This is a genomic window from Treponema sp. OMZ 906, assembly GCF_024181185.1.
Taxonomy (GTDB): domain Bacteria; phylum Spirochaetota; class Spirochaetia; order Treponematales; family Treponemataceae; genus Treponema.
Window position 1 is genome coordinate 707,997 of sequence record NZ_CP051196.1, and the last position, 25,846, is coordinate 733,842.

The window sequence follows — 25,846 nt, forward strand, 5'->3', positions numbered from 1 at the left end:
CTTAATAGGGCGGCTTTTTTATTTACTACATAAGTTCTATATAAAGTTTAATCATAAAACCCGTAATAACTATATGACCAATAATAACAATAATAAAATTAATTATTTTGTAGTTTAAGCTCGAATAGTCATTTTTTTTACCGATTCTGATTACAAAAATCTCATTCACCATTTCTAATGTCTGATAATATCTGGTACAAATCAGTATTAACTGGCTAAGAAATATCATTATGCAAAACGGCAGAAGTGAAATCACTAAATATTCAGTATTGAAACTTTTTTCTACTATTATCCTATTAATTGAGACTATGATGAAAGGTATATTTATTATCAAAGAATAAATTATAGAAAATGTAAATAAATGTATATATTTCAATTGGAAGTATTTTTCAATGAAATATAAAAAGGAACCTTTTTTATACTTATTTTCTTTTAAACTTTCTTTTTTATCTAAAACAATATCACCTGATAATTCCTTTTCGATTTTATTTATTTCAGCCAAGACTTCATCGTAAATATTTTCATTTACAAATAATTCATACTTTCCTGAAGTATTTCGGATTTCACTTTCATAATATTTATCATTTAAATGATTTTTTAAGAAGTTACTTTCTCTTTTATCATTGGTTTCAAATATTTTTTTCATATATTTTCCTATTATAAGTTATAAGCCATAAAGTCACTTACACCTCAAATATAAAAACTTCCAATAGTAACTTGAGCGCCTATTTTTTGCTTCAAATAATTACAAATCCTTAGCGTCGTGGAAATTTTCTACATAAATTTGAAGATGTATCTCTTTGCTTTCTAATGTTTTCACAAAGATATCATATACCTGCAAATTTCTAAGTTTAGCAAAAGTATTCGTATCCGGTTCTTCTGCAGTTCCTGCCATTTCTGAATCTAAATCCTTTTCGCCGAGTGTATTAAGCAAGGTGGAGAACTTTACTTGATTCTTCTTAACTTGTTTATTCAGTTTGTTGAGTGAAGATTCTTTTACGGTAAATAATGTAACCATATAAGCTACTTCATTATTACTCGCATCCAAGGCTTGTACCATAGAAGTGCATTTCATTCCTGTTATTTCAAATTTTTTTCCTGCCGCAGATGTTATTACAATATCAGCTTTTCCTTGAGGTACGATATTGGTCTGCAATGCTGTTACCCCTGTTCCTTTTGCAACCACGCCTCCCAAATACATTGCAACATCATCATTCACTTCCGTAAGCATTTTTTTAGGTTCATACTCATTGGAAAAACCATAGTTTCCGATAACTACCAATACTAATAATAAAAAAAATTTTCTCATTTTTTCTCCTCCGCGCCGTAGGTGTCAACCTAACATTATTTTAAACCGCATTGCATGAAAGTACAATATCGGCTTTGAAAACGGTGTTAGACGTTTTGTTCTTTAGTAATAATCCATTTATTTTTTGTTTTTGAAGCAACATAGCCTTTTGGTAATATATACATTGCTTCATACAATGGATATTTAATAATTATTTCTTCTAATGCTACAACTCTAGCATCTTCAGTATTCAATTGTCTACCAGATAAAAATTGCCAAGATTCATCTTCATTAGAATATACTACTAATTTTATTTTTTCATTATTTTCGAGAACATATTTATCTGTAAAAGTTATCGAACTTTTTGTTTGTAAAAATTTCCATTCTTTTTTATCGATAATGAAATTATATGTATTAATTAGTAGAATCAGCAAAACCATCCAATAAAGATTATATAAGATGCAAATTGCTTTGTTGCTAAATAATTCCCCCTTTAAAATAAAAGAAATTATATTAAGAATAACGTAAATTACAATTAAATATATAGAGACTTTATAACTAAAATATTCTCTTTTCTTATTTTTCCATAAATTATTTAAAAGCATTTCATAAATTTCAATATTTTCGTGCGTGAATTCATCAGTCTTTTGAATATTAGATTTTTTTCTTGCATCTAATTTTTTTTTACTCACTTTATTGCACAATATTGTCACACATAATCCAACACATATTAAAACAAACGAAATCAATAGGTAATTTATTGAGGATAACAAATTATGATCTTTAATAAAATAATACATTTTTACCCCTTAACTTCCAGCACAGTGCGTATAACATTCGCTTAATCTGCACTTGAGGTCTGCCTGCAATGTCAGGTTGAAGCGGCGCAAAGCTGCGGAAAGCAACTTTTATGACAAAGGTTTTATCGGCTTTGAAAACCTTGTTATGCTTTTTTTATTTTTACCTTGCCAGTTGATTTTAATAACTGAATCATATTTAGTAAAATACAAATACCACACAAAAACAACGATAAATATATATTTGTAAGTAATTCTCTTTTGACTTCAGGTTCTCTTACTGATTCAAAAGAAAGCTTTACAATTTCAAATATTGGATACCCTTTTATTTCTGGAAGCTTTAATACTTCTTTTATAATAACAGCAATATAACTTAAATATACTCCAACAGCCGTATATACCAAACTTATTAAAGAAATTATAAGTACACCCATCTTGTTCATTTTGCCTTTTGCCCAAACATAGCCTTTTTGTGAAAGATAAAAATATATTAAACCTGACGCACCTGCGATTCTACCTAACAAAAATAAAATGAATGTTACTAATATTCCAGGAATAGAAAAAACTATTGCTGCTATTGAACCTTGAAGATAATTATTTGGTTGGAGCCTAAAATCTTCATACGCATTGTTAATTTTAGTTTCTAATCTTTTTGCACAAGAAGAACACATTGGAACCGGAATACCATCAACATCAAATATATTAAGTCCATCTGTTGCTGTACAGTTATCTCCACTGCATTTTGATTTTTCTTGTGGGTATTTTTGTTTAATATACCCAGTTATGTCATCGATTACTTCTTTTATTTTTGAAATTTTGAAAGGTAAAAAATATTCTGTAAATACAATATGAACATCAAAAGACTGATCGTCAAAAAAATCTATACTTTTTGCATATCCTTTCCTTTCCCAAGATAAAATTTTCTTTTTATCATCTTCATTTAATTCAATTGGAAATATGAAATTCACATTTTTCTGATTCGCCCCATCTGCAAACATAACATATGTATTATTTATAAATCCATAAAAATATGTTCCGTTATTTTTGAACCCAAATTCTTTGCCCAATTTTTTTAAACCTGGAAAAACCATCCTATTCCCCCTTTTTCTGAAAACCACGCCTATAGCGTGTGAGCATAACATTGTTTTAAACCGCAAACCGGCTCGTCCGGTTTGTCGGCTTTGAAAACGGTGTTATGTGTTATTTCAAATTCTCATAGTGTGACCACATTCTAATAATTTTTACTGTGCCCTCATATTCAATACTATCTTCTACCATTTTTCCAACATAAACTTGATAGACAAATCTATGCTGAATATTTAATCTTCTGGAAAAAAGACCTGACAGATTTCCTACCAAAGCTTCATATGGTGGTGGATTTTGAAAAGGATATTTTCTAACAATTTCTATCAGTTCTTTGGCTTTACTATCCAGTTTTGCTGATTTCAAATTCTGTATATCCTTTATAGCTTGTTTTTCATATACAATTTTATACATTTACCACTCTACATCTTTCTCTGAAACACATTCGCTTAATGGAGTTTCAATTCCACTTTTAAGAGAATCATACATTCCTGGAATCGAGTTTAAATATAAAGTCTCCTGAATCGCATTCCAATCATCTTCGCCAATTAATACAGCATTTTTTCCTTTACTATTTGTAAGAGTAATTGGTTCTGAATTGAAATTTACATTTGCAATAAGCTGAAAAAGCTTTGCCCTTGCTTGAGTTACGTTCATCGCATGCATATAACACCTCTATCATTAGTATAATGTACACTATTACGTACGTCAATATACTTTTTGTCTATTCTTTAATGTTAAAAACCGAAGTTTCATTAAAATTCAAAGGAATATATCTTTGATGAAATATAATTTCCACTATCATCGAATTTAATTGATAAATAGGTAAAAGGCATTCCAAGGGTAAACATAGATCCTTGCTTTAAGAAATATGACAATTCATTATCTTGAGTGTATTCCATTTCAACGGCTGTAGTTCCAAGTAACTCTAAAACTTTTTCCTTATTTAGCCTTTTCTTTTCTAATATTTGAATTAAATCATCAGACATTTCAAATCTATGACTTACTTTATCCCATTTATTTTTATCAAATTTAGTTTTTTTATTTGATATATAAAAGATACACAATGAGGCAATAAAAAATACAATTACTGATAAAACAATTTTATTCTTTTTTTCCATAATTCAATAGAGAATCAAACGCCGCCACTGGCATTGTACACATAACAAGGAATTACCACAACTGTATTCAGATCTTTTATTCCGAGCAAATCATTTTGCATTACGACGACAGGACGTATTTTTGACGGCAAACTGCCTACCGGCTGCCCAAAATCAATTGTCCATATCTCACCATGTGTCATTTTTTAATTCCTCCCACATAGTGTTCATTGAACCTCGGGCAATATCAGTTTCCATTTCGGCATAGTTTTCTTCATTCCGTTTTTTTTTCAAAGACTCGAGCATTTTTTCCATTAAAATAATTGTCTGTTCATAGGAAAGAGAAAGTACTTGTTCCGTAAAATCTGCGTAAGCGGTATCTGACATATTGCACCTCCAACTTTCATTATACCATATTTCAAACAATTTTTCACAAAATTATGTTTTTTTTATCGGATGCCTGATGACCGTTTTCCATTTTTCCGGAGAACTTTTTCTGGGGTCTGAAAGATAAATTTCATGGTGCAAACGTTTTTCCGTCATATCGTTTTCATATCTATTTGATCGAATGAAATCATCCATAATTTTTACGCTTGTCGGTTCATCGTCATAAGAACCGTTATGCATTATCTGAACGCACAAGCCTTCTTCAATCGATAGAAATTCCGCAGAGGAGCAATCGATTTTTTTCTTTTCAGCAGCAGTCTTTACAGCCCAATCAAAATCTTTTTTTGTAACAAAATCTGGAATACGAATTACTGAAATCCAATTGAAGCTTGATTTGTCTGAATAGTCTACGCCGTCAATCCTGTCCTGCCACCAAAAACCTTCCAACGGAGGAACAACATATTCAAAAAATTCGTTAATTTTATAATCAGTCTTGTAACTCATTTTTAGAGTATACGCTACCGCATATAATACTCCAACTGCCCGCTGATAAGCGCCGCCTTCTTCATTGGGATTTCCTTTTCCCCTAACTGCAATATAATTCATTTTTGGAACTGTTACAATTTCTGGTTTATTTTTGGGAAGATAAAATTCCCGGTATTCTTTCTTGAAATCAAATGCCATTCTTTTCTCCATAATAGCTGCCCGAAGGGCAGTCCACATAACATTGTTTTAAACCGCAACGCAGCTCGTCTGCGTTGTCGGTTTTGAAAACAGTGTTATACGAATTATAAAACTTGTGAAGTTCTTATAATTAATTGCTCTGCTATTAATCGTAATAATAACATTTCTTTTAACAATACTTTATCATCATGGAATGGTTGATATTTAGAATTTTCTAATTCTTTACTATGAATAAGAGCATTACGTGTAATATAAATTCGATTTTCTAATTCTTTACAAACACAATTAAAATCATTGTTATCAAGATTTACAGTATTTCCATTAGAAAAAAGAACTTTCTCCGTCTTTAAATAATTAATATAATTTTTATCTTGGTTTTCAATTTCTTTTCTTAAATCTGTGATATCAATATATTTTTTCAAAGTTAAGGTTAAAGCATTTAATTCATTATGAACCATACCATCATTACCAATACTAGATAATTTTAATACTAATTTTACCAAATCAAGCAAATCTTTTTTTCGTTTGTATGAAAAAGTTGGCATTGTTATTTTTTCTCGAATTTTATTGACTAACTCATCATTAAAAACTGTATCAAAGAAATACTCAATTACATGATAATATGAAATAAATTCAAGATACGGGCTTTCAGATGCCATTGCCATTTGATAATAACTAATCAATTCACTTATATACTTTCTGCGAGGAGGGTCAAATTCTTTTTCTATTTCTGAAAATCTGTTACGTTGTCTAATCAATATCCCCCTTCGCTTAAATAAGTCCTGGATATTTTTTTGGGGCACTAAAACTGTATTATAATTATAACTAATTTGAAAAACGTAAGAAGAAACTAATTCATTAAATTCATTAATACTACGTTCTTTTTCTGATTTAATTTGAATTGTCTGATTTCTAAAAAAAGAGTTTTTTAAAAAGTCATAAATTCCAATTTCATCACCTTCTATTTCTTCAAATCGTCTTTTTAAAAACATTCTTGGAAGTTGTAATGATAAGATTTTTTCATAATCTTCATAATCCATTAAACGATCTAATTGAACCAATATAAATTCAAAAGAAGAAAAATCTATTTTATAATTAATTCTATTTTCAATATCTTCTACCGAAAATAGTTCTTTTGAATTACGGAATCCAAAATTTGAATTTACATCTTTAATTACAATTTCATAAACATTTTTTGTTGCAAATGATAATTCGTCCGTATGGATTATTGAAGCACATTCTTCATATACCTTTAAAATTTCTATATTACTAAAAGAAATTATTTTATCAGTATATTCAGATTTTACTTGTATCAAATTATTATTTTCATAAATAATATTACCGACAAGATTACATAATACATTGACAACATTTTCTTCATTTAAATTTTTCATTATTTAATTCCCTCATCCAGCCCTCTGGGCTGTGCGTATAACATTCGCTTAACCTGCATTTGCGGCTTGTCCGCAATGTCAGCGTTGAAGCGGGTGTTAGGACAATCTACCAATTTCTCACTAAGTTTTTTTCAGAATCCTTCATTCTTCCAAAAACTGCAAGAATGAAATCTATGCTATTTACGAGCACTGATATACTTACAAAACCTATTAATAATATAATAAATACACTTCTATCTATAAGAAGAAGTGAATACCAATAGCGAAAAACCAAAAAAAATTCAGTAACAATAATCAATCCAAGTAATAATTTTCCAATACCTATTACCGTTCGTCCTATATAGAATCTATCAATTCCTAAAAAACCTAAAAATGCAGAATAAAGTATTAAATAAGTTCTGCTTTTTGGTGAAATTCTTTTATTATTTTTTATTTCCAAATATCGGCTTTCGCTCTTTACAATCATACTACCTGCTGATAAAATAAAAGAAATATTTCTTATCAGAATAAATATATATAAAATGGAATTCTGTGCAGAATTAAATGCAGAAAAAAATGTAAGGTAATTTACTCCTTTCTGTGACACAGCGATAAATAAGGCGGAAACCGAAAAAGGATTATCAAATATTATTGTTATGAGAATATAAAAATAAAGTGTTAGAATTCCATACTCCCTTTCATTTGAATTACTTTTTAAACAGAAAATTCCCAGTAAAAAGAAAAAAATAAAGTTCTTAATAATTTCTTGCCACGGAACAATAAATATATCTTTATACTCATCTAAGGATGACAAATATCTTCCTACAATACTTTTTTGAAAAAAAATTAAAAGAATTATTGCAATAAGTAAACTTAGTTCTGTCCAAAATGCAATTAATCCTGTAACTTTTGAAAACTTATTCATTAATTCTCCTGAATTTTGCACGCCGTTAGGCGTGTCGTCCTAACATGGTTTTAAACCGCAACGCAGCTTGTCTGCGTTGTCGGCTTTGAAAACGGTGTTATGTGTTTATAAACTCTTTTACTCCATTTCTCCAACTACACCAAAAATGATTTCTTGCCCCCCACATGATCATTCCTTCAAGCATCATTGGGCATTTGTTTTTAATAAAATCATCTTTAATTTTTCCAAAATCAAATAAATATGCATAAAGAATTGCCATTTGAAAATCATGGGTGCAGAATAAATCTACTGTATTTTCTATATTACCGTTATCAAAAATATAATCAAGCATGATATTACTTGCTTTACCTAATGAATTAAATCCAGGAAGCGCACCATTATTTAATTCATATATAATTCTTGCATTTTCAAACTGATAGTTCTTAAATATTTTATCGGTTAATTCTCTATTGCTTACTTGAGGAAGTTCCAATTCATTTTTAGCCTGATTTATCGGTCGTGTATAGCCGCATCCATTTAATATTTCTTCACATGTTTGAATATTCCTTTCACATGAACTTGAACCTACAAAGCCAATACGATATTTTATATTTCGTCCAAAACTCCTTGCAAATTCAATTCCTTCATTTGTCAATATCGCCTTTCTGATATCACCTAAATCAATACTCTCACGAATTGAATGCCTAAATATAATTTTGCAATTAGCATTATTTGGAATTTTGGCAGCTCCTTTTTCCATGTGTTCATATATTGATATTAATTTCATTACTCAACCTCAAAAATATTGATTTTCTTTTTCTTCAATAAATATGCAAAAGCTCCGCCTGAAACAATACTGTCAAAAGCATTTCCGACACCGAATAATAATGCAATACTCATTAATGTCGGTGTCCATTTACCTGCAAGATACAAAGCAAATGCTATCCCATAATAAATTGAATTGGTAACTATTGATTCAAAAAGCATATAATTTGTTTTTCCAAGTCCGTAAAACTCGCAATCAAATACATTTTGCAATGCGTACAATACATAAAAGCCAAGAAGCACCATAACAAGGTTATATAATTTATCAACATCAGAAAATTGCAGCACATTTGCCATAAATCCTTTCCAACCGGGGATTGTTATAAACCAAACAAGACAGACTATCGCTGTAACTGCAAAATATCCGAGCGTATTATTTTTTATAGCCTTTTCATCTGTACTAACTTCCTGCTTTATCAATTCTCCAAGTTGATTAATCGGCAATAGCAACCATCCCCAGATAAAACTATTTGCAACCCAATAAGTACCCTGTTCATTTACCATATTAACCATACGGCTTATCATAAGCATATAAGCAATATTTCTTACAAAGGATTCCAAACCTGAAATACCGCCAATTTTTACAAATTCTTTTGCCCATGTAAATGAAAGTTTCTCTTTATTGAAAATCTTATATCCTTCTTTTGAAAGCAGAACCACAGATACTGCGAACAAAATTATGTTTACGATTATATTACTATAGCCGATTCCATTTACTCCAAGATTTGCAGATATGTTCAATGTAGAAACCAAAAATGTGTCAAAAACTATGCTTAATATTAATTTTGCGGCGGTAAGGATATAAACATATCGTGATTTTCCAAGTGTTATCAAACAGATAAGTATAAAATTACTTAAAAGTATAAAAATATTTGCTATGCTTTCTATTCTGATATAAATAACTGACTCTGAAATTATATCCTTGCTTGTAGCCATTATGGATAAAAGCGGATTAGTAAAACCTATTATAAAAACAGAACAAACTGCATAAACGGAAAATGAAATGATTAGTCCGGTCTTGATACGGTTTGTATAATCATTTTTATTATTGATCGCTTTTCCCATAAAGAAGTACAAAGGGAGAATAATTGCTTCATCTAAAATTTCATAAAGCAAGTTTACCCACGAAAGTTGACCCGCTATTGAAAACACCCAATCGCCTGGCAGTTTCCCTAAAAAAAAGACGCGTAAAGTTATGTAAATTGATGGACACAACCCCATCACAAGTAAAGAGATAAATAATTTCCAATTCAAATTCTTTAATGATCTTCCAATTTTGTTCATTTCAAAATCTCCTAATACTGGTTATGTGTTAAATGATATTCATTACATTGATCACAATGATAAACAAAAAGTTCTATTCCTTTTTCATCAAAAATTATTTCCGCTCTCCTTTTAGCCGCTTCATAAGTTGGATAGGCTTGCTTTGTTTTACCGTTAGAATCAAGGCAATAACTTATATGATTTGGCGTCTGACGCTCTTTTGGTGAAAGGTGCCAGTAACCACATCGTGAGCATTTATAACTTACTTGTTCATTTCCATGTTGTCTTTTCACATATTCAATAGCTTCTTGCGCTTCATATTCAGATTCATAAGTCTTTAAGGGTGAACCATCTTTTTTCTTGCAAATATCACTATCAAACATTTGTCCTCCTAAACTGCTGCCCGAAGGGCAGTCCACATAACATCCGCTTAACTTGCATTGCCATGCCTGGTATAGGGCTTGGCATGGAAATTGCATAAAAGAAGCACAGCCGCTTTAGCGGCAAAGTGACATAAGCAATTTCCATAACAAAGGCAATGTCAGCGTTGAAGCGGGTGTTATGCTGCTCTTATCAATTATATTTTATTTCAACAATTAACAAAAAATCCAATACTCTTTTATTAAAATCTTTTGTTCCTTCATATGCTGAATGCCCATAATCTTCATACATATAAATTTGGCAGTTCAGTTTTTCAGCAATTTCCTCAGATAAGTTTCCTTCAGTAATATGCAATAAAAATTCCGTTTTCCCTTACTTCTCGTAATGATAAGCAGGGAATCAAAACTAAAGGTTCTTTTCCTTTGCCGAAAACGACATAGTTTATTTGAGAATTATCTAATTTTATTGAAGATTCTTTTATCATTTTTATACTTTTCAACCATCCCTTTAGGCATATGAGCATAACGGCTTAACCTGCAAACGGGCAATAGTCCCGTTTGTCAGCTTTGAACTTCTTGTTAGACGATTATTTCTATATCAAAATTTTTTCTAGCATATATTCTAAATTTTTATCGTTTAGTACAGAATAATCTGTTGTATAGAAAGAATTCATACTGTTTCTCTCATATTCCTGCAGTAAGGAAGTTAAATTTACAGCACAGCTTGGTTCTTGATGATTAGCAAGGAATCTTATTTTATACCATTTACCATATAAGTCATTAGGCTTCTTTACAAGAGCTAAATTGAAGCCAATCTCAACCAAATTTCCTAAACCGTCCTTGGATTTATAATCTGTTTCAATAATTCCAACAAGAACAATATCGTTCTTCTTAAAAAATGTAGTGGCATCATAAGAATAAAAAATTATTCCGTATGGATTACTTCTTTTTTGTCTTTCAATGGCTCTCTGCTTTATATATTCTTCATTTTCAGTTATCGCTTTGTAGCTGCAAAATGAAACATTAAGTTTTTTGTTCAAAAAGCTAACTTGTAAACTTTTCGGGGTTGAATGGCTATAAAGATTAGATTCTTTTATTTGGATTTTTGAGTCTGCAAATCTTAAATTAATGTTATCGACAATTCTTCTTATCTTTAAGTATAATTCCTCTACATGATAATCAATAAGTTTCTTGAAATTCTTTTCTTTTTCTAGTTGCTTTTGTCTTTCGAGTTTTTCTTTATTCGCTTTTTGAAGCGAAAGATTTCCCAGCATAGCTAATCTATCGGCTACGTCAGAACTTTCTTTTTGCAGTTTTTTAGCTTCTTGAAATGCTGATATAATCTCGTCGATTGTTTTATAACGATCAGCGCTCCTTTTCTGAGTCATTTTTTGTATAATCTGATTGATTTTTATAGAACAATCGCTACGCACAGATGTTATATCGGGGATTTGACTAAATAAGTGAGCTTCTCTCCATTCTAATTCACTTGAGCAATTAAATGGTAATTTACCTGCAATAATCTCATAAAAAATTATTCCAAGTGCGTATATATCCATTGCAATAGAATTTGTATCTCCTGTCCAACATTCAGGAGCCATATATGGAATTGTTCCTGCACCTTTGAAAGATTTTGTACGAGTTTTTTCATCAATATATTTTGCTAAACCAAAATCTGAAATTCTAAGATGACCGTCTTCATCTATTAGTATGTTTTCAGGTTTTAAATCGCGATGAACAACCTTGGAGTGTATTTCTTTCATCCCATGTAAAATATCAAAAATCTCAGCAAGACAAGTTTCAATTGCTGTGCCGTTTGAAAGATGTTTTCGAAGGCTTCCTTTTTCATAAAAATCTTGAACAATATAGAAATATGAATTGCCATCTAACTTAATTTTACCAGCAGATTTTGAATTGACAACATTATTATCTTTGAATGAAATACTGACATCTACTTCCCTTTGAAGCAATTCTTCGTATGATTCATCTTCAATAAAAATAAGTTTTAGAATTATCGGATTATTTGTATCTGACTCAATACCCTTATAGATTTCTCCCATTCCCCCTTTCGTGAAAAAAGAGAAATTCTTATAAATATGACCATTTGCTTCTATGTTTGGAATATTCATTTTTCCCCTCCAGATAATTCTATTAGATATGAAAAGATGATCATTGAAAACTGTTTTTTTGCAGGTACATTTATACCTACATTATAGTCACCGCAGAATAAATCGACAAAAGTACCTATATTGTCTGGAAAGAGCGACAAAAGTTGAGGTAATAATTTATATTTACCACCTATATAATTCATAGGTGAAGCTATAATCTGATTCATACCTACAAATATACTAAATTTAACAAAATTTTCTACTACTTAAACAACAGCTCAATGGGTGTCCACATAACATTGTTTCAGCCCTTCCTCATAATATCATAAAAACTACTCGTTCGCAATCTAAACTGTTACAAGATAAGAAATTAAATCTTTCTTCCATAGTATCCACCGGAACACATCATCAACAGCCAGATTAGACCTATCTTCGCTAAATAGGATAAAGACAAATCGCATTCAATCTATAGGATACATAATTAATAATACGCTCGGTACCAAAAGTACAAATTGATAATCTTGCTATGATGTTTGATGGCGAGAAGATGAAATTACACTCCACCTCACCATAAGATTATGTTCGGCATAGAGGTTAAATACTCAGACCAGATATTTATCATATCCATCGCAAGTCACATCTAAAGAAAACTTCTAAAACCTGAAGTTTTTAGCAGTTCCCAATACTTTCTTAGAATATATCTTCCTTTTTGACATTCCCCCGATTTCGCTATATACTGAAATCATCATAGATGATAGCGACTCTCTTAAAGAGAGAATATCTATCGGTATTCTACATTTATTATTTCATGATAGGAGTTTTTATGATTATTTTGACATTGAACTGCGGCAGTTCTTCGGTAAAGTATCAGGTGTATGATTGGGACAATAAAAGTGTCCTCGCATCGGGTGTTGTAGAGCGGGTAACCCAACCCGGCAGCGTGATTACCCACGAGGCAAGAGGAAAAGACAAGTATGTGCTGGAAAGTCCTTGTCCAACCCACACGGATGCGGTTCAGCTCATCATTAAAACGTTGACGCATTCGTCCGTAGGTGTTATCACCGATATGAATGTGATTAAGGCTGTCGGGCACCGTGTAACCCATGGCGGAGATAAGTTTATCAAATCGGTTATCGTAACCCCTGAAATTCTCAATACGTTCCGCGAAGTACAGGATTTAGGTCCGCTCCACAATCCTGCCAATATCATGGGTATCGAGGCTGCTCAGAAGATTTTACCGAATGTCCCGCACTGCGCGATTATCGACACGGCATGGCATCAGACGATGCCCGAGACCAGCTTTATGTATGCTATTCCGCACGAATGGTATGAAAAATACTATGCCCGCCGCTACGGATTCCACGGTACCAGCTTTTTATACACAGCAAAGCGGGCGTCCGTCATTCTTGGAAAAAAGCCTGAGGATACCAATATCGTCATCGCCCATATTGGGAACGGCGCTTCGATGTGCTGCGTTAAGCAGGGCAAGAGTTTCGATACCTCGATGGGACTGACACCCTTGGAAGGCTTAGTCATGGGAACCCGCTCCGGCGATTGCGACCCGGCGCTTCCCTTCTATATTATGCGAAAAACCGGCATGACACCGGCGGAAATGGATACTGCCTTGAACAAGAAATCAGGCTTACTCGGTGTTACCGGACAATATGTTGATCGCCGCGATGTTTCAGAAGCTATGGGGGAAGGCGATAAACGGGCACGGCTTGCCTTTAATATGGAAGTATATCGCTTGCAAAAATATTTTGGCGCCTATATTGCTGCGCTTGGTCAAAAACCGGATGCAATCGTCTTCACTGCCGGTGTAGGAGAATTCGGCTTTGACACCCGGCTCGCCGTCTGCGAAGGCTTAACCCACCTCGGTATCAAGATTGATCCCAAGAAGAATGCGCTTGCCCGTACCCGCAACGCGGAAACCTGCATCAGCGCCGATGACTCGCCGGTAAAGATATTCGTTATCCCCACCGACGAAGAGCTCGTTATGACGGAAGATGCGTATGCATTGATGAAGGGAACATACGACGTGCATACCAAGTTCACCTATTCATTCCAGTCGCCCGACTATGTTAACAAGGCTCGCGCGGAAGGCTTAAAAAAAGACCTTGAAAAGAAACCGGAGCTTGCAAACATCGTCGTAAAGATTCCGGGCGCACGGTAAACATGGCGCTGTCGAGAAACTTCAGTTTTTGGACAGCTTCCTTAAGCTTTAGATGCGATGTTTAAAATTAAATCGTTGCTGTATAAAGACTTAATTTTAAACTCGCCGGGGATGTTCCGAAAGTAACCAACTTTTGGGACATCCCCATTGTTTTTGACATACATCCGTGCATGTCGGGAGTTGAAGTTCCGCCTGGTGCGTTTATCCTCGGCCGGACGAAAGGCTTACAGCTGATGTGAGGTCGCCGGACATCTCTAAAAAGCTAACCGAGTTTTTAGAGATGCCCATAAACTTTATATCTCGTCTAGGATTGCGTACAGATACCCGCATCAGGCCATGTTTTTTTTCCCTCACTCCCCTTGTCTGCAACCATAGTTCTTTTTACATAACCAAGGTTCTTTTTTATTGAAATCGCTTTTTGTATAGAAGATTTTTGATATTATATTTTAATTTTCGCTTCGTTGTCGAGCAGTGTGCATACTGAGTACTGCTCAACGCATCCAAATCTTTAGGAGGATATATTATGGATAAAAATGGAAGGACGAACCTGTTTTTAGGCTGGGCAGCGGTGCTGATGCTTGCCGCATCGGTTTTATTTACCGCCTGCCCCAATGCAAATGCAACAAAGACACCGGAGTCGCCCACACCGAAGCCTAAGTACACACCCGTCGCCTACGACAAACTTGCAGAATACCTTGCAAATACTGCTTCTGCTACAGACGTAAACTACATCGAAGTAACCGGTCTTCAGGCGAAGCACTTAAAAGGGGATGATTCCGAACATGACCCTAAACCGAGTCCGCTCGGAGCAATCCTGCAAGCCCACCCGACTAAAAAAGTTGCACTCAAATTAGGCGGAAGCGTATCAGCTCTTATGGATATGCCCCTCTGCTTTTACAACTGCACAAGCCTTGTAGGAGTAGAGGCAATACCGAAAGGCGTTCAGGATATGACCGACTGCTTTGACTCATGCAAAAGCCTTACGCAGGCGCCGGTAATACCGAAAGGCGTTACGAAGATGAGCGGCTGCTTTCGGGACTGTACAAGCCTTACGCAAGCGCCGGTAATACCGGAAGGCGTTGAGAATATGAAAAGTTGCTTTTCCTCATGCACAAGCCTTACGCAGGCGCCGGCAATACCGGAAGGCGTTAATGATATGAGCTTCTGCTTTCGAAAATGTACAAGTCTTAAAAAGGCTCCGGCATCAATACCGGCAAGCGTTACGAATATGAGTCAATGCTTTGAAAACTGCGCAAGTCTTACAGAGGCTCCGGCATCAATATCGGCAAGTGTTAAAGATATGAGCCAATGCTTTAAAAAATGCACAAGTCTTACGCAGGTACCGGCAATATCGGAAGGCGTTGAGAACATGAAAGGCTGCTTTCGGGACTGCACAAGTCTTAAAGAGGTTCCGGCAATACCGGCAAGCGTTACGGAGATGTCAAGCTGCTTTTTCAACTGCACAAGCCTTACCTCCGTTACGCTTAAATGCAATTATGTTGCCGATAGGTTTGGCATTACATTCAAGAACTGCGAAGCCCTCCGCGAAAAGAGCATAAAAGTACCGAAAGCGTATTATGATGCCTACACTACAGCTGAAGCGCTTGATAGGATGGCTGTTCCCGGTGCCGATGAAGCCGAAAAAAAAGCAAAGTTTGAAGGGCTGACGCAGCTTAATCCTTAATTCAATGCATAATGGATAATTCCTTTAATTGATAATTGGTAATGGGTAATCGATGTTGGCGACAGAAGCCAATTATTACCCATTACAAATTGCAAAATTATTTCCATCCCCTTCGCCCCATCCTATCTTCTTTAGACAACGAGCTTAATCATCTATTTAAGAAAAAGCAAACGGTACTTTTGTATTTTAATATTGTTTTCTTCTTGACAATTACTTCTGTTTAACATTAGTATGGAGAATTGTCTTTAAGTTTGAAAATGGAGGTGCAGAGAATGTTAGAATCACAGATTATCACTGATGAAAAATTACCCAATGTTCACCCTGGAGAAATTCTTAAAGAAGACTTTTTAGATGCAATGAACATTTCTGCATATCGTCTGGCAAAAGAAATCAATGTTCCTGAAACAAGAATTTCGGAAATAATTCACGGAAAGCGTTCAATTACTGCGGATACCGCTATCAGATTTTCAAAATTCTTTGGAACGACAGCAGAATTCTGGCTCAATCTTCAGAATTTGTATGATTTAGAAGAAGAAAACAATAATCACTCCCGAGAATTTGAAACAATAAAAATGCACGCATATGCATAAATTGTCTAACATCCGCTTCAACGCTGACAAACGGGATTATGCCCATTTGCAGATTAAGCGAATGTTAGCAGCCGAATATGACTATGATACGTTGAGGATTTTCAGTAGCGGCACGGATAAATAAGTGCTTTTGAAAATAAATTTTTCGTAAGCCGTTTGAAAATAGACGATGCAGATACGAGGCGCGAGCACAAATTAACCGCAGGCGTATCTATGATACGTTGAGGATTAATTTGTGCGCAGCAACGAAGTAGATGCGCCGTATATTTTCAAACGGAGAAAAGGAGACTCGTATGTACATAAAAAAATTGATAGGCACCCAATGCTATCTTGCGCCGCTCAATATTGAAGATGCCGAACAGTATGCCGTTTGGCTCAACGATATGGAAGTGACCGAAAATCTGCAATTAATTTCGTCGATTATTCCTGTCGATGGAGAAAGAGAGCTTCTAAAAAAGCTCGCTCAAGATCACAATTACGGTATCATCGACAAAAAGACTAATGAACTGATTGGCAATGTCGGCTTTATCGACATCAATCACCTTCACCGGACGGCGGAAATCGGTATCTTCATCGGCAATAAGAGCTATTGGGGTAAGGGATACGGGCAAGAAGCGCTGTCGCTGCTGCTGGATTACGCTTTTAAAAAGCTCAACTTGCATAATATTCTATTACGAGTGTATGACTTTAATCGGCGTGCCGTTGCCTGCTACGAAAAAGTCGGCTTTAAAAAAATCGGAGAAATCCGCGACGGTTTAACCCGAAATATGGAATATCACAATATCATCCTGATGGATATTCTACCTGCAGATTTTTACGAAGCAAATCCGCAGTATAAAGTTGAAAAATAAGGAAACGCTTGCATAAAGTGTCGGAACTTCATAAAATACCGGAGTAACTTCAGCGGCCACAATAAGGCTGCCTCGTTATCCGTCGAGTTTCGGCAGAGCCGAAACATCGCTTATTAAACATGTGCGCTTTTCGCGCACTAATTCAACAGTTTCCAAAATACACATTTTATTCAACTGTTGAATTTTAAGGAATACCATGCTTGACTATCGATTTATCAAAAATAATTTGGAAGCGGTTAAACAAAATATTATTAACCGTGCGATGCATGCCGATGCGGAAGCTGCCGTCCGCCTCTTTGACGAACGAACTGAGATGGTAACTGCGTTGCAAGGGCTTCAGGCAAAACGAAATGAAAACTCCCTTGCAATGAAAAAGGCAAAGGACGCCGCAGAGCGAAATGCGCTTATCGAAACGGGTAAGGCGATCAAGGCTGAAATTGCAGCTGCCGAAGCAGCATTAAAAGAAAAGGAAGCGGCGCTTGATGCGGCCATGATGCAGATTCCGAATATGGCGCACCCTGATGCTCCGATCGGCAAAGAAGATACGGAGAACTGCGAAGTAAAGCGAGTTGGTACCGTTCCTCAGTTCGATTTTGAGCCTAAGGATCACGTACAACTGGCGGAAGCGCTCGACTTAATCGACTTTGATGCTGCGACAAAGGTCTCCGGTGTAAAGTTTTACTACCTCAAAAATGAAGCCGTGTTTTTGGAACAGGCACTGGTACTGTACGGCCTGAATATTTTGCGCAAGCACGGATTTACCCCGTTTATTACCCCGGATGTCGCAAAAGAAGAAATTCTCCGCGGTATCGGTTTTAATCCGCGCGGAAGCGAATCGAATGTCTATACTATAGAAGACGAAGGTACCTGCCTTGTCGCCACGGCGGAAATTACGCTTGGTGGCTATCATGCGGACGAAATACTCGAAAAAGCAAAGCTCCCGTTGATGTATTGCGGACTTTCGCACTGTTTTCGGCGCGAGGCTGGAGCTGCGGGGCAGTTCTCCAAGGGATTATACCGCGTACACCAATTTACCAAGCTGGAGATGTTCGTATACTGCACCCCCGAAGAATCGGATGCCATTCACGAAAAACTCCGTCTTATCGAAGAAGAAATCTTTACCGGTTTAGGCATTGCGTTCCGCGTTGTCGACACCTGTACCGGAGACCTCGGCGCTCCCGCCTATCGTAAATGGGATTTGGAAGCATGGATGCCCGGGCGCAACGGCGGGGAATGGGGAGAAGTTACCTCTACCTCAAACTGTACCGACTATCAGGCGCGCCGCCTCAATGTACGGTTTAAAGACGATGACGGGAAAAATAAATATGTGCATATGCTGAACGGTACGGCGATTGCCGTGTCCCGTGCGCTTGTCGCCATCATAGAAAATTATCAGCAGAAGGATGGCAGTATCAAAATTCCCGAAGTACTGGTGCCCTATTGCGGATTTGACGTCATCAAAAAGAGATAGGAGCGTTTGCAAAGTCTTGCATAAACCTCTCTATTTTTATATAATGCGTGATAATTTACTAAATTTCTGGAGTATCTGTCTATGAGCGGAGTGAGCATTGCATTATTGGTATTTTTCATTATAGTTGCTTTTTTAATTGTGGGGTTGGTATTATTACAGAATGAAGAAGGAGACAGCTTAGGCGGTCTTTTTTCGGGTGGATCGAATTCCGCATTCGGCTCACGTTCCGGCAACATTCTGACAAGGGCAACGTATACCCTGATAACACTTTTCTTTGTCGTTACCTTTTTCCTTGCATGGCTGAACAAAAGTCCCGGCGATTCCGGCTTGCAGCAAGACGCTCAAATACAGCAGGCGGAAACAGCAACGGAATGGTGGAAAGAGAAAGATTCCGATTCCGGCAAAACCGATACTACGGAAAATACCGAAACCGATCCTCGATCTTCCGAAGAGGCGGCAGCTAATAATACGTCTCATTAAAAAGAACTGTTGTATTTAATAACTGTTTTTGTTTTTTGGAATATGAATCGAAATAAGTTGCGGCGAGATGAATATATCTCTATTTCATTCTAGGATTGTTCCTCTATAAAAGGAGCGTACAGGTAGGCATGAAATATTTTATTACATTCGTTAGCACACTTTTTTTAATGGCCGGTTTAGTATTCTGTGCAGATATAACACCACTCTCATTCTATACCGAACCGGTGCTATTCCCCTTTAACGAAGTTGTCGGCATTGCAGAAGACAGCCATGATTGTCTGTACTTTGCTACCCGTTCTGGTCTTATTAAGTATAACGGGATTACGTCCGAAAAATATGAACACCTGCCTTTTGATAATACTACGATCCGTTCAAGTCAGATTCAGACAGCCTATATGGACGCCGATGACATACTTTGGCTTGGCACATACAACGGATTAGAGCGTTTCGATATTAAAAATGGAACAATCACCCATTTTCCTGTCAGCGATGATGTGATTACAGCGGTTTTTCGCGATTCAAAGCGGCACTTATGGATAGGGACAATTAATGGATTATATTTTTGCCGCGATGGAGGCTGTAAGAACTTTACCCCTTTCAATAACCATCAATATAACTCTTTTATCGGGAACAACACCATCAGATCAATCAGCGAGGACTCTCGCGGTGTCATTTACGCCTCAACGTATGACGGGGTGTGGCAATACAATGAAACAGAGAGGTCTTTTGAGCCGTGCAGCCTCATACCTGAGGGATGCCCCGGAAAAAACGGCGTTGTCTACCATTTTATCGAAGACATCAGCGGCGTATATTGGCTTTCCGTTTGGGGAGTTGGACTTATCCGTATTGTACCGGACAAAAATAAATATGAAATCTATTCGCTACCGGATGCGCGAATATATACACTCTATAATAATTTTATTACCGACGATTACATTGCGGTAGGTACGTGGGGCGGCGGTCTGTACGTCATCAATAAAAAGACAAAAGAAGTAACCCCATATAAAGCTAATCAGAACCTGGCGGGGGCTCTGACCAATAATGTCGTATATTCACTTTTTATAAACAAATACAATATGCTCTTTGTCGGGACCGCTGATGCGCTCAATATAGCGGATTTGAGCCGCCTTTCAGGCGATATTGCCGTACCGCTCTATGACGAAGATGCTGCAAGTCAAAAAAAGTTATCGCATCTTGACGATACAATCTCTTGTTTAGCATCCAGTACGAACTATATTTGGGCGGCTTCCAATAACATCCTTGTTCGATACGACCTTGATCAGTTGGAACCGGAAGAGTTCCCGTTCATAGTGAATAAAGATCAAGTAAACGGTGTGATTATTTATTCTATCAGTGTTATCAGCGATACGGAAGCTTGGATAGGTACTAATAAAGGCCTGTACTTCTTTGATTCAAATACGGCTTCATTTACGCCGATTTCTTTATATAACGGCAGAATATCCGATACTTCAAGTTTTTTGGTGCGTTCTGTTTATCAAGACGCTGATGATACGCTCTGGATCGGTACGTACGGTGCGGGGCTTGTCCATTTTTCACCCATAAAGGGAATACTTTCACAATACCGTCATTCAGACGTTCCCCGTTCGTTAAGTAACGATATTATCTTTTTTACCAATCGAGACAGTCGCGGTACACTGTGGATAGGTACAAATAGAGGTCTTTGTCGATATGTATCGGAGACAGACGATTTTATTTCGTACCTGTACGACGTAAATAAGCCTACGGGAATTTCTGCCAATCGTATTGATTCTTTTTGCGAAGATTCAAGAGGATTTCTATGGTTTGGCACAAACGACGGCGGTATTTGCCGGTTCGATCCAAAAACAGAACTCTTCCATACCTATACAAAAAGTATCGGTCTCTCCTCTAACCGGATCATCGGTATTACCGATGCGGATGACGGATTTCTATGGATAACAGCACTCAAATATTTAAATTTATTCGATATAGCACATGAAACGGCTCAAGCATATAATATCACCAATATACGCCGATATGGTTATTTCTCATGTGCGCCCATTGCTTTAAAAGACAAGGGATTGTTTTTCTTCGGCACCGATAAGGGTATATTAAAAATATCTCAAGAAAAGCTCTATGCATTCAGACTCCAGTTTGCGCCCATTAAAATACGAGCATTGACTGCAGACGGCCAGTCAATTAACCTTTATACAAGAAAGCAATCAATTACCTTCAGTTACAAAACAAAGGATATTAAAATTTCGTTTGCAGCGCCCTACTTTTCTCAGCATAAAAAGCCAATCGCTGCCTACAAATTGGTAGGCTTTGATAAAGATTGGGTTGTTGCTTCAGATAGGGATTTTGTACGATACACTAACCTTTCCCCCGGTTCGTATACGTTCTTAGTAAAAAATGTAGCAGAGGGACAAGATGTCGTACACGACAGTATTTCGTTCACCATACGGCAGAGTTTTCTTATTTCTCCCGTTATGATTTGGTTTTATATAGTCGTAGTATCTGTGATTGTTTTCCTAGCATATAAGATTCATAAGTTGTATTGGTTGCAGCGATATACCGATCTGCTCGAAGAAAAACAACTAGTGCTCATACAAGATAACTTTACCCTCAAAGAGCTTTCCCTGCTCGATCACTTAACCGGAATAGGCAATCGCCGGTATATCGATATGCTCGGTTTAAAAATATGGCAAATGGCGATAGAGCATAATGTTCCGATAGCGGTTATGATGTTCGATATCGACTTTTTTAAAAATTATAATGATCGCTTCGGCCATCAAGCAGGTGACGAACTGCTGCGTTTGATTGGAGCAGATTTAAAAAAGCGCATTAGAACGGAGACAGACTTGATAGGTCGGTATGGCGGAGAAGAATTCTTGATTGTAATGTATAATTTGCCTCCTGAAAAGGCGATTCATATTGCGGAAGGAATCAGGAAAACAATAGAAACAATGCATGGGCGGTACGCCACAGAAATGGTTGGACAGGCAACTATCAGTATCGGAGTCTTTGCGGGGAAACCTACCGAAAAAGATACTTTTGAACAAATGATCCATAAAGCGGATTGCGCCCTCTATCGCGCAAAACAGACGGGAAGAAATAAAGTTGTATTTTATGATACGACGATGGATCAGATAACAGACTGTAACTGACATACCGGCTATCCCTGATGCGGCTCGATCGAAATAGTGCTCACAGAATATTGGAATATTAAAAAGGAGCAGTGTGTGTGTAACCTTACTACTATGCGAAATATCGGCATCATGGCGCATATTGATGCCGGAAAAACAACGACAACCGAACGTATTCTTTTTTATACCGGAAAAATTCACCGTATCGGAGAAATCGATGACGGGGCTGCGGCAATGGACTGGATGCAGCAGGAACAAGACCGAGGTATCACCATTCAAAGTGCCGCAACAACAACCTATTGGCGCGATCATCAAATCAATATTATTGACACTCCGGGGCACGTCGACTTTACTGCTGAGGTGGAGCGCTCCTTGCGCGTACTCGACGGTGCAGTTGCCGTACTCTGCGCGGTAGGGTGGGTACAGCCGCAGACGGAAACGGTGTGGCGGCAGGCGGATCATTACCATGTACCGCGCATCTGCTTTGTAAACAAAATGGATAGAATCGGCGCCGATTTTTTTGCGGCGATGGAGGATGTTAAAGAAAAATTCAGCTGTACGGTGATGCCGCTAGAAATTCCCATCGGCAGCGCGGAAAGTTTTGAAGGAGTTATCGATCTTATAACAATGGAAGAAATCCGCTGGGATGCGGACACCGAAGGCGAAAAATTTACTCGCAGCCCGCTTTCCGACCAATACCGTGCGGAGGCTGAAAAATATCGTGAAAAAATGCTGGATGTTGTTTCCGCCTACTCTGATGCGGTAACGGATTTAATACTTGAGGGAGAACCCATTCCGGCAGAATTGATCAAAAAAGAAATTCGAGCGGCGGTACTCCGGCGTGATTATATTCCGTTTTTGTGCGGAGCTTCGCGGCGCAATATCGGTATTCAGCCGCTCATCGACGCAATTGTGGACTATCTGCCCGCACCCGACGAAGTTGCTCCTGCCGAAGGAATACAGGTCAAAAAAGGTACAGCGGTTTCCGTTCCCTGTAAAAGCGACGGTGTGCCGCTTGGTTTAGTCTTTAAGATTCAATACGATCGAGAGGCCGGTGCGCTCTGCTATGTCCGTATGTATTCGGGAAAGGTAAAATCCGGTGATCAGATATATAATGTCGGCAAGAAAAAACGGGAGCGGATCGGCCGTATCCTGCGGATGCACTCCAATAAATCCGAGCCGATGGATAGCGTGGAAGCGGGCGATATTGCCGTATTTGTCGGGCTCAAATTGGCACAAACGGGCGATACGCTCGGCAGCGAAGGGATGCCGATACTCCTTGAATCCATGCAGTTCCCCGAACCGGTTATCTCCGTAGCCATCGAACCGAAAAGTCTTTCGGAAAGCGATAAGCTCAAAGAAACACTCGCTATTCTATCACGGGAAGATCCCACCTTTATAAGCCGTGAGGATGCGGAGACGGGACAGCTGATTATCTCCGGTATGGGTGAACTGCACTTGGATGTTCTTACAACCCGTATGCTGCAGGACTTTAAGGTGGAAGCCCGTATCGGCAAGCCTCAGGTAACCTACCGCGAATCCGTTACACAAACGGTAGAACACACCGAGCGATTCAGCAAGGTGCTGGCCGGTAAAGAGCAGGCGGCACAGCTCACGCTCCGTGTAGAGCCGCTTGAACGAGGTTCGGGGAATAGCTTTAAGAACACGGTTAAGGTCTCGACGGGCGGCACTCCGCAGGCGCATTCCCTACCTGAAGATATTATCGAGGCGGTGGAGCACGCGATCCGCGGCGCCTTTAATTCGGGTATTCAATACGGCTATCCGTGCGTAGACATCGGCGTAACGCTCATCGATGCCGAATACGACGAGCTGACTGCGACAACCTTTGCGTTTGAAGCCGCCGCTGCGATGGGCTTTGACGAGGCGTGCCGAAAAGCCGCTCCCGAACTGCTTGAGCCGGTGATGAATGTTGATATTCTCTGTCCTAAGGAATTTGTCGGAGATGCGATGAGTCAGATGACGCAGCGCGGCGGCATGGTACTCGGCATGGATTCGAAGCCGAATATCGATGTCATTCATGCACAAGCGCCGATGGCGAAACTCTTCGGCTTTTCTACCGATTTACGCTCCGTTACGCAGGGACGCGCCTCTTTTACGATGAGCTTTAGTCATTTTGAAATTAAAAAAGGCGGCCTCGGCAGCTAACCGACCAACAACCGGTTAACCGGCAAAGCAGGTGCCGACATCCCACGCGGCGCGAATCATCGGGTGGTCTTCCGGTACTTTCTTGACCTTATCGGCGACCTTACTGAGGGGTACGGCGGTGATCCCCCCCTGTTGCAGAGCTGTCATAACGCCGTACCGTTCCTCTGCGGCGAACTCGGCAGCAGCAGCGCCGAAGCGCGTTGCCAATATACGGTCATAGCCGGAGGGGGTACCGCCCCTCTGCAAATAGCCGAGCACCGTAACCCGCGCATCGGCACCGGTAGCCGCTTCTATCTCCCCTGCGACCCGATATCCGATCGAACCGACCATAGATTTACGTGCTTCCTTTAAGGCTTTTTTGTTCATATCCTTTTCGCTAAACGATACGGCACCTTCGGCAACAGCAATTACGGAAAAATGTTTTCCTTTTTTACGGCGTTCCAGTAAGTGCTCGGCTATTGCTTCAATCCGGTAGGGGATTTCGGGGATGATAATAACATCGCTGCCGCCGGCAATACCCGCGTAGAGCGCAAGCCATCCCGCCTTATGTCCCATAATTTCTATCACCATAATACGGTTATGACTCGCCGCCGTCGTATGCAGCCGGTCAATAGCATCCGTTGCAATATCAAGCGCGGTGTGGAAGCCGAAGCTCATATCATTATGCACAATATCGTTGTCGATGGTTTTCGGAATACCGATGATATTCAGTCCTTCATTTGCGAGCATATCGGCCGTCGTTTGCGAGCCATTGCCGCCGAGGACGGCGAGACAGTCTAAACGTAAGTCTTTGTAATTTTTTTTAATACAATCAACCGCCCCGCTGCCGTCCGCATTACGCCAACCGCGGTCTTTAAACGGTTTTTCACGGGAAGCCCCCAAAATAGTCCCTCCGCGCGCGAGGATGCCGGAAAGATCTTGCTCCGTCAATATATGATACTTATTTTCGATGAGGCCGCGGTACCCTTGCTCAATACCAACCACTTCCATTCCGTAACGGTTCATCGCTGTCCGAGCTAAAGCTCTGATAGCGGCGTTTAAGCCGGGAGCATCGCCCCCCGATGTTAAAATGCCGAGGCGTTTATGTGCAGTCATATTAAAAGAATACCCTGCT

The 25,846-nt window shown here is 38.0% G+C and carries 26 protein-coding genes; 8 read left to right on the forward strand and 18 right to left on the reverse strand.

What is annotated here, in order from left to right; genetic code table 11:
* Positions 1-25: 25 nt before the first annotated feature.
* The 17 genes from E4N69_RS03135 to E4N69_RS03215 form a co-directional block, all read right to left on the reverse strand.
* Positions 26-646, reverse strand: a complete 621-nt coding sequence (locus E4N69_RS03135) for a hypothetical protein (RefSeq protein ID WP_253824486.1) — start codon at positions 644-646, stop codon at positions 26-28.
* A gap of 99 nt (positions 647-745) precedes the next feature.
* Positions 746-1,309, reverse strand: a complete 564-nt coding sequence (locus E4N69_RS03140; protein WP_253824487.1) for a hypothetical protein — start codon at positions 1,307-1,309, stop codon at positions 746-748.
* A gap of 86 nt (positions 1,310-1,395) precedes the next feature.
* A complete protein-coding gene (locus E4N69_RS03145; RefSeq protein WP_253824488.1) occupies positions 1,396-2,001 on the reverse strand; it encodes a hypothetical protein in 606 nt (201 codons plus the stop codon).
* 230 nt (positions 2,002-2,231) lie between these two features.
* Complete coding sequence (locus E4N69_RS03150; protein ID WP_253824489.1) at positions 2,232-3,176, reverse strand: VTT domain-containing protein; 945 nt, start codon at positions 3,174-3,176, stop codon at positions 2,232-2,234.
* 109 nt (positions 3,177-3,285) lie between these two features.
* Positions 3,286-3,582, reverse strand: coding sequence for a Txe/YoeB family addiction module toxin (locus tag E4N69_RS03155; RefSeq protein WP_162662609.1), 297 nt, complete (start codon positions 3,580-3,582; stop codon positions 3,286-3,288).
* Positions 3,583-3,834 (reverse strand): type II toxin-antitoxin system Phd/YefM family antitoxin, encoded by a 252-nt coding sequence (locus E4N69_RS03160; RefSeq protein WP_162662611.1) that lies wholly within the window; start codon positions 3,832-3,834, stop codon positions 3,583-3,585.
* Positions 3,835-3,923: 89 nt separating this feature from the next.
* Positions 3,924-4,289 (reverse strand): hypothetical protein, encoded by a 366-nt coding sequence (locus E4N69_RS03165; RefSeq protein ID WP_253824490.1) that lies wholly within the window; start codon positions 4,287-4,289, stop codon positions 3,924-3,926.
* A 14-nt stretch (positions 4,290-4,303) separates the two neighbouring features.
* On the reverse strand, positions 4,304-4,471 hold the full coding sequence (locus tag E4N69_RS03170) for a type II toxin-antitoxin system PemK/MazF family toxin (protein WP_253715144.1): 168 nt from the start codon (positions 4,469-4,471) through the stop codon (positions 4,304-4,306).
* Positions 4,458-4,655 (reverse strand): hypothetical protein, encoded by a 198-nt coding sequence (locus E4N69_RS03175; RefSeq protein WP_016518909.1) that lies wholly within the window; start codon positions 4,653-4,655, stop codon positions 4,458-4,460. The genes E4N69_RS03170 and E4N69_RS03175 overlap by 14 nt, the downstream gene beginning before the upstream one ends.
* A 51-nt stretch (positions 4,656-4,706) precedes the next feature.
* Positions 4,707-5,339 (reverse strand): GyrI-like domain-containing protein, encoded by a 633-nt coding sequence (locus E4N69_RS03180; protein WP_253824491.1) that lies wholly within the window; start codon positions 5,337-5,339, stop codon positions 4,707-4,709.
* 104 nt (positions 5,340-5,443) lie between these two features.
* Positions 5,444-6,733, reverse strand: coding sequence for a hypothetical protein (locus E4N69_RS03185; RefSeq protein ID WP_253824492.1), 1,290 nt, complete (start codon positions 6,731-6,733; stop codon positions 5,444-5,446).
* Between the two features lie 106 nt (positions 6,734-6,839).
* Positions 6,840-7,637, reverse strand: a complete 798-nt coding sequence (locus E4N69_RS03190) for a TM2 domain-containing protein (RefSeq protein ID WP_253824465.1) — start codon at positions 7,635-7,637, stop codon at positions 6,840-6,842.
* Between the two features lie 97 nt (positions 7,638-7,734).
* Positions 7,735-8,403 (reverse strand): hypothetical protein, encoded by a 669-nt coding sequence (locus tag E4N69_RS03195; RefSeq protein ID WP_253824493.1) that lies wholly within the window; start codon positions 8,401-8,403, stop codon positions 7,735-7,737.
* Entirely contained in the window at positions 8,403-9,725 is a 1,323-nt protein-coding gene (locus E4N69_RS03200; protein ID WP_253824494.1) for an MATE family Na+-driven efflux transporter, read from the reverse strand. The genes E4N69_RS03195 and E4N69_RS03200 overlap by 1 nt, the downstream gene beginning before the upstream one ends.
* 11 nt (positions 9,726-9,736) lie before the next feature.
* A complete protein-coding gene (locus E4N69_RS03205) occupies positions 9,737-10,087 on the reverse strand; it encodes a hypothetical protein (RefSeq protein WP_253824495.1) in 351 nt (116 codons plus the stop codon).
* 590 nt (positions 10,088-10,677) lie between these two features.
* Entirely contained in the window at positions 10,678-12,213 is a 1,536-nt protein-coding gene (locus E4N69_RS03210; RefSeq protein WP_253824496.1) for a serine/threonine protein kinase, read from the reverse strand.
* Positions 12,210-12,419 (reverse strand): DNA adenine methylase, encoded by a 210-nt coding sequence (locus E4N69_RS03215; RefSeq protein WP_253824497.1) that lies wholly within the window; start codon positions 12,417-12,419, stop codon positions 12,210-12,212. Before E4N69_RS03215 ends, E4N69_RS03210 begins: the two co-directional genes overlap by 4 nt.
* A 596-nt stretch (positions 12,420-13,015) precedes the next feature.
* Here E4N69_RS03215 and E4N69_RS03220 point away from each other — a divergent pair.
* The 8 genes from E4N69_RS03220 to fusA all read left to right on the forward strand — a co-directional run bounded on the left by E4N69_RS03220 (position 13,016) and on the right by fusA (position 24,732).
* Positions 13,016-14,365, forward strand: coding sequence for an acetate kinase (locus E4N69_RS03220; RefSeq protein ID WP_162662617.1), 1,350 nt, complete (start codon positions 13,016-13,018; stop codon positions 14,363-14,365).
* 523 nt (positions 14,366-14,888) lie between these two features.
* Positions 14,889-16,049 (forward strand): leucine-rich repeat domain-containing protein, encoded by a 1,161-nt coding sequence (locus E4N69_RS03225; RefSeq protein WP_253824498.1) that lies wholly within the window; start codon positions 14,889-14,891, stop codon positions 16,047-16,049.
* Between the two features lie 272 nt (positions 16,050-16,321).
* Positions 16,322-16,639: a HigA family addiction module antitoxin gene (locus E4N69_RS03230; protein ID WP_253824499.1), complete on the forward strand. Its 318-nt coding sequence runs from the start codon at positions 16,322-16,324 to the stop codon at positions 16,637-16,639.
* Between the two features lie 293 nt (positions 16,640-16,932).
* On the forward strand, positions 16,933-17,490 hold the full coding sequence (locus E4N69_RS03235) for a GNAT family N-acetyltransferase (RefSeq protein WP_253824500.1): 558 nt from the start codon (positions 16,933-16,935) through the stop codon (positions 17,488-17,490).
* Between the two features lie 196 nt (positions 17,491-17,686).
* A complete protein-coding gene (gene serS, locus E4N69_RS03240; RefSeq protein ID WP_162662625.1) occupies positions 17,687-18,961 on the forward strand; it encodes a serine--tRNA ligase in 1,275 nt (424 codons plus the stop codon).
* Between the two features lie 81 nt (positions 18,962-19,042).
* Positions 19,043-19,441, forward strand: coding sequence for a preprotein translocase subunit SecG (gene secG, locus E4N69_RS03245; protein WP_162662626.1), 399 nt, complete (start codon positions 19,043-19,045; stop codon positions 19,439-19,441).
* A gap of 128 nt (positions 19,442-19,569) precedes the next feature.
* A complete protein-coding gene (locus E4N69_RS03250; protein ID WP_253824501.1) occupies positions 19,570-22,587 on the forward strand; it encodes a ligand-binding sensor domain-containing protein in 3,018 nt (1,005 codons plus the stop codon).
* A gap of 93 nt (positions 22,588-22,680) precedes the next feature.
* Positions 22,681-24,732, forward strand: coding sequence for an elongation factor G (gene fusA / locus E4N69_RS03255; protein ID WP_253824875.1), 2,052 nt, complete (start codon positions 22,681-22,683; stop codon positions 24,730-24,732).
* A gap of 15 nt (positions 24,733-24,747) precedes the next feature.
* Here the strand turns inward: fusA and E4N69_RS03260 are convergent, their stop codons facing one another.
* Positions 24,748-25,827 carry a 6-phosphofructokinase gene (locus E4N69_RS03260; RefSeq protein WP_162662630.1) on the reverse strand — a complete coding sequence of 360 codons (1,080 nt, stop codon included), beginning with the start codon at positions 25,825-25,827 and terminating at the stop codon, positions 24,748-24,750.
* Positions 25,828-25,846 lie beyond the last annotated feature (19 nt).

Bases quoted from the DNA above. Each gene is read 5' to 3' on its own strand.
- E4N69_RS03230 (WP_253824499.1), top strand. From the start codon at position 16,322: ATGTTAGAATCACAGATTATCACTGATGAAAAATTACCCAATGTTCAC.
- E4N69_RS03260 (WP_162662630.1), bottom strand. From the start codon at position 25,827: ATGACTGCACATAAACGCCTCGGCATTTTAACATCGGGGGGCGATGCT.
- fusA (WP_253824875.1), top strand. From the start codon at position 22,681: ATGCGAAATATCGGCATCATGGCGCATATTGATGCCGGAAAAACAACG.
- E4N69_RS03220 (WP_162662617.1), top strand. From the start codon at position 13,016: ATGATTATTTTGACATTGAACTGCGGCAGTTCTTCGGTAAAGTATCAG.
- E4N69_RS03215 (WP_253824497.1), bottom strand. From the start codon at position 12,419: ATGAATCAGATTATAGCTTCACCTATGAATTATATAGGTGGTAAATAT.
- E4N69_RS03185 (WP_253824492.1), bottom strand. From the start codon at position 6,733: ATGAAAAATTTAAATGAAGAAAATGTTGTCAATGTATTATGTAATCTT.
- E4N69_RS03180 (WP_253824491.1), bottom strand. From the start codon at position 5,339: ATGGCATTTGATTTCAAGAAAGAATACCGGGAATTTTATCTTCCCAAA.
- E4N69_RS03190 (WP_253824465.1), bottom strand. From the start codon at position 7,637: ATGAATAAGTTTTCAAAAGTTACAGGATTAATTGCATTTTGGACAGAA.
- E4N69_RS03250 (WP_253824501.1), top strand. From the start codon at position 19,570: ATGAAATATTTTATTACATTCGTTAGCACACTTTTTTTAATGGCCGGT.
- serS (WP_162662625.1), top strand. From the start codon at position 17,687: ATGCTTGACTATCGATTTATCAAAAATAATTTGGAAGCGGTTAAACAA.
- E4N69_RS03205 (WP_253824495.1), bottom strand. From the start codon at position 10,087: ATGTTTGATAGTGATATTTGCAAGAAAAAAGATGGTTCACCCTTAAAG.
- E4N69_RS03140 (WP_253824487.1), bottom strand. From the start codon at position 1,309: ATGAGAAAATTTTTTTTATTATTAGTATTGGTAGTTATCGGAAACTAT.
- E4N69_RS03135 (WP_253824486.1), bottom strand. From the start codon at position 646: ATGAAAAAAATATTTGAAACCAATGATAAAAGAGAAAGTAACTTCTTA.
- E4N69_RS03195 (WP_253824493.1), bottom strand. From the start codon at position 8,403: ATGAAATTAATATCAATATATGAACACATGGAAAAAGGAGCTGCCAAA.
- E4N69_RS03175 (WP_016518909.1), bottom strand. From the start codon at position 4,655: ATGTCAGATACCGCTTACGCAGATTTTACGGAACAAGTACTTTCTCTT.
- E4N69_RS03210 (WP_253824496.1), bottom strand. From the start codon at position 12,213: ATGAATATTCCAAACATAGAAGCAAATGGTCATATTTATAAGAATTTC.
- E4N69_RS03170 (WP_253715144.1), bottom strand. From the start codon at position 4,471: ATGACACATGGTGAGATATGGACAATTGATTTTGGGCAGCCGGTAGGC.
- E4N69_RS03150 (WP_253824489.1), bottom strand. From the start codon at position 3,176: ATGGTTTTTCCAGGTTTAAAAAAATTGGGCAAAGAATTTGGGTTCAAA.
- E4N69_RS03235 (WP_253824500.1), top strand. From the start codon at position 16,933: ATGTACATAAAAAAATTGATAGGCACCCAATGCTATCTTGCGCCGCTC.
- E4N69_RS03225 (WP_253824498.1), top strand. From the start codon at position 14,889: ATGGATAAAAATGGAAGGACGAACCTGTTTTTAGGCTGGGCAGCGGTG.
- E4N69_RS03155 (WP_162662609.1), bottom strand. From the start codon at position 3,582: ATGTATAAAATTGTATATGAAAAACAAGCTATAAAGGATATACAGAAT.
- E4N69_RS03200 (WP_253824494.1), bottom strand. From the start codon at position 9,725: ATGAACAAAATTGGAAGATCATTAAAGAATTTGAATTGGAAATTATTT.
- E4N69_RS03165 (WP_253824490.1), bottom strand. From the start codon at position 4,289: ATGGAAAAAAAGAATAAAATTGTTTTATCAGTAATTGTATTTTTTATT.
- E4N69_RS03160 (WP_162662611.1), bottom strand. From the start codon at position 3,834: ATGCATGCGATGAACGTAACTCAAGCAAGGGCAAAGCTTTTTCAGCTT.
- secG (WP_162662626.1), top strand. From the start codon at position 19,043: ATGAGCGGAGTGAGCATTGCATTATTGGTATTTTTCATTATAGTTGCT.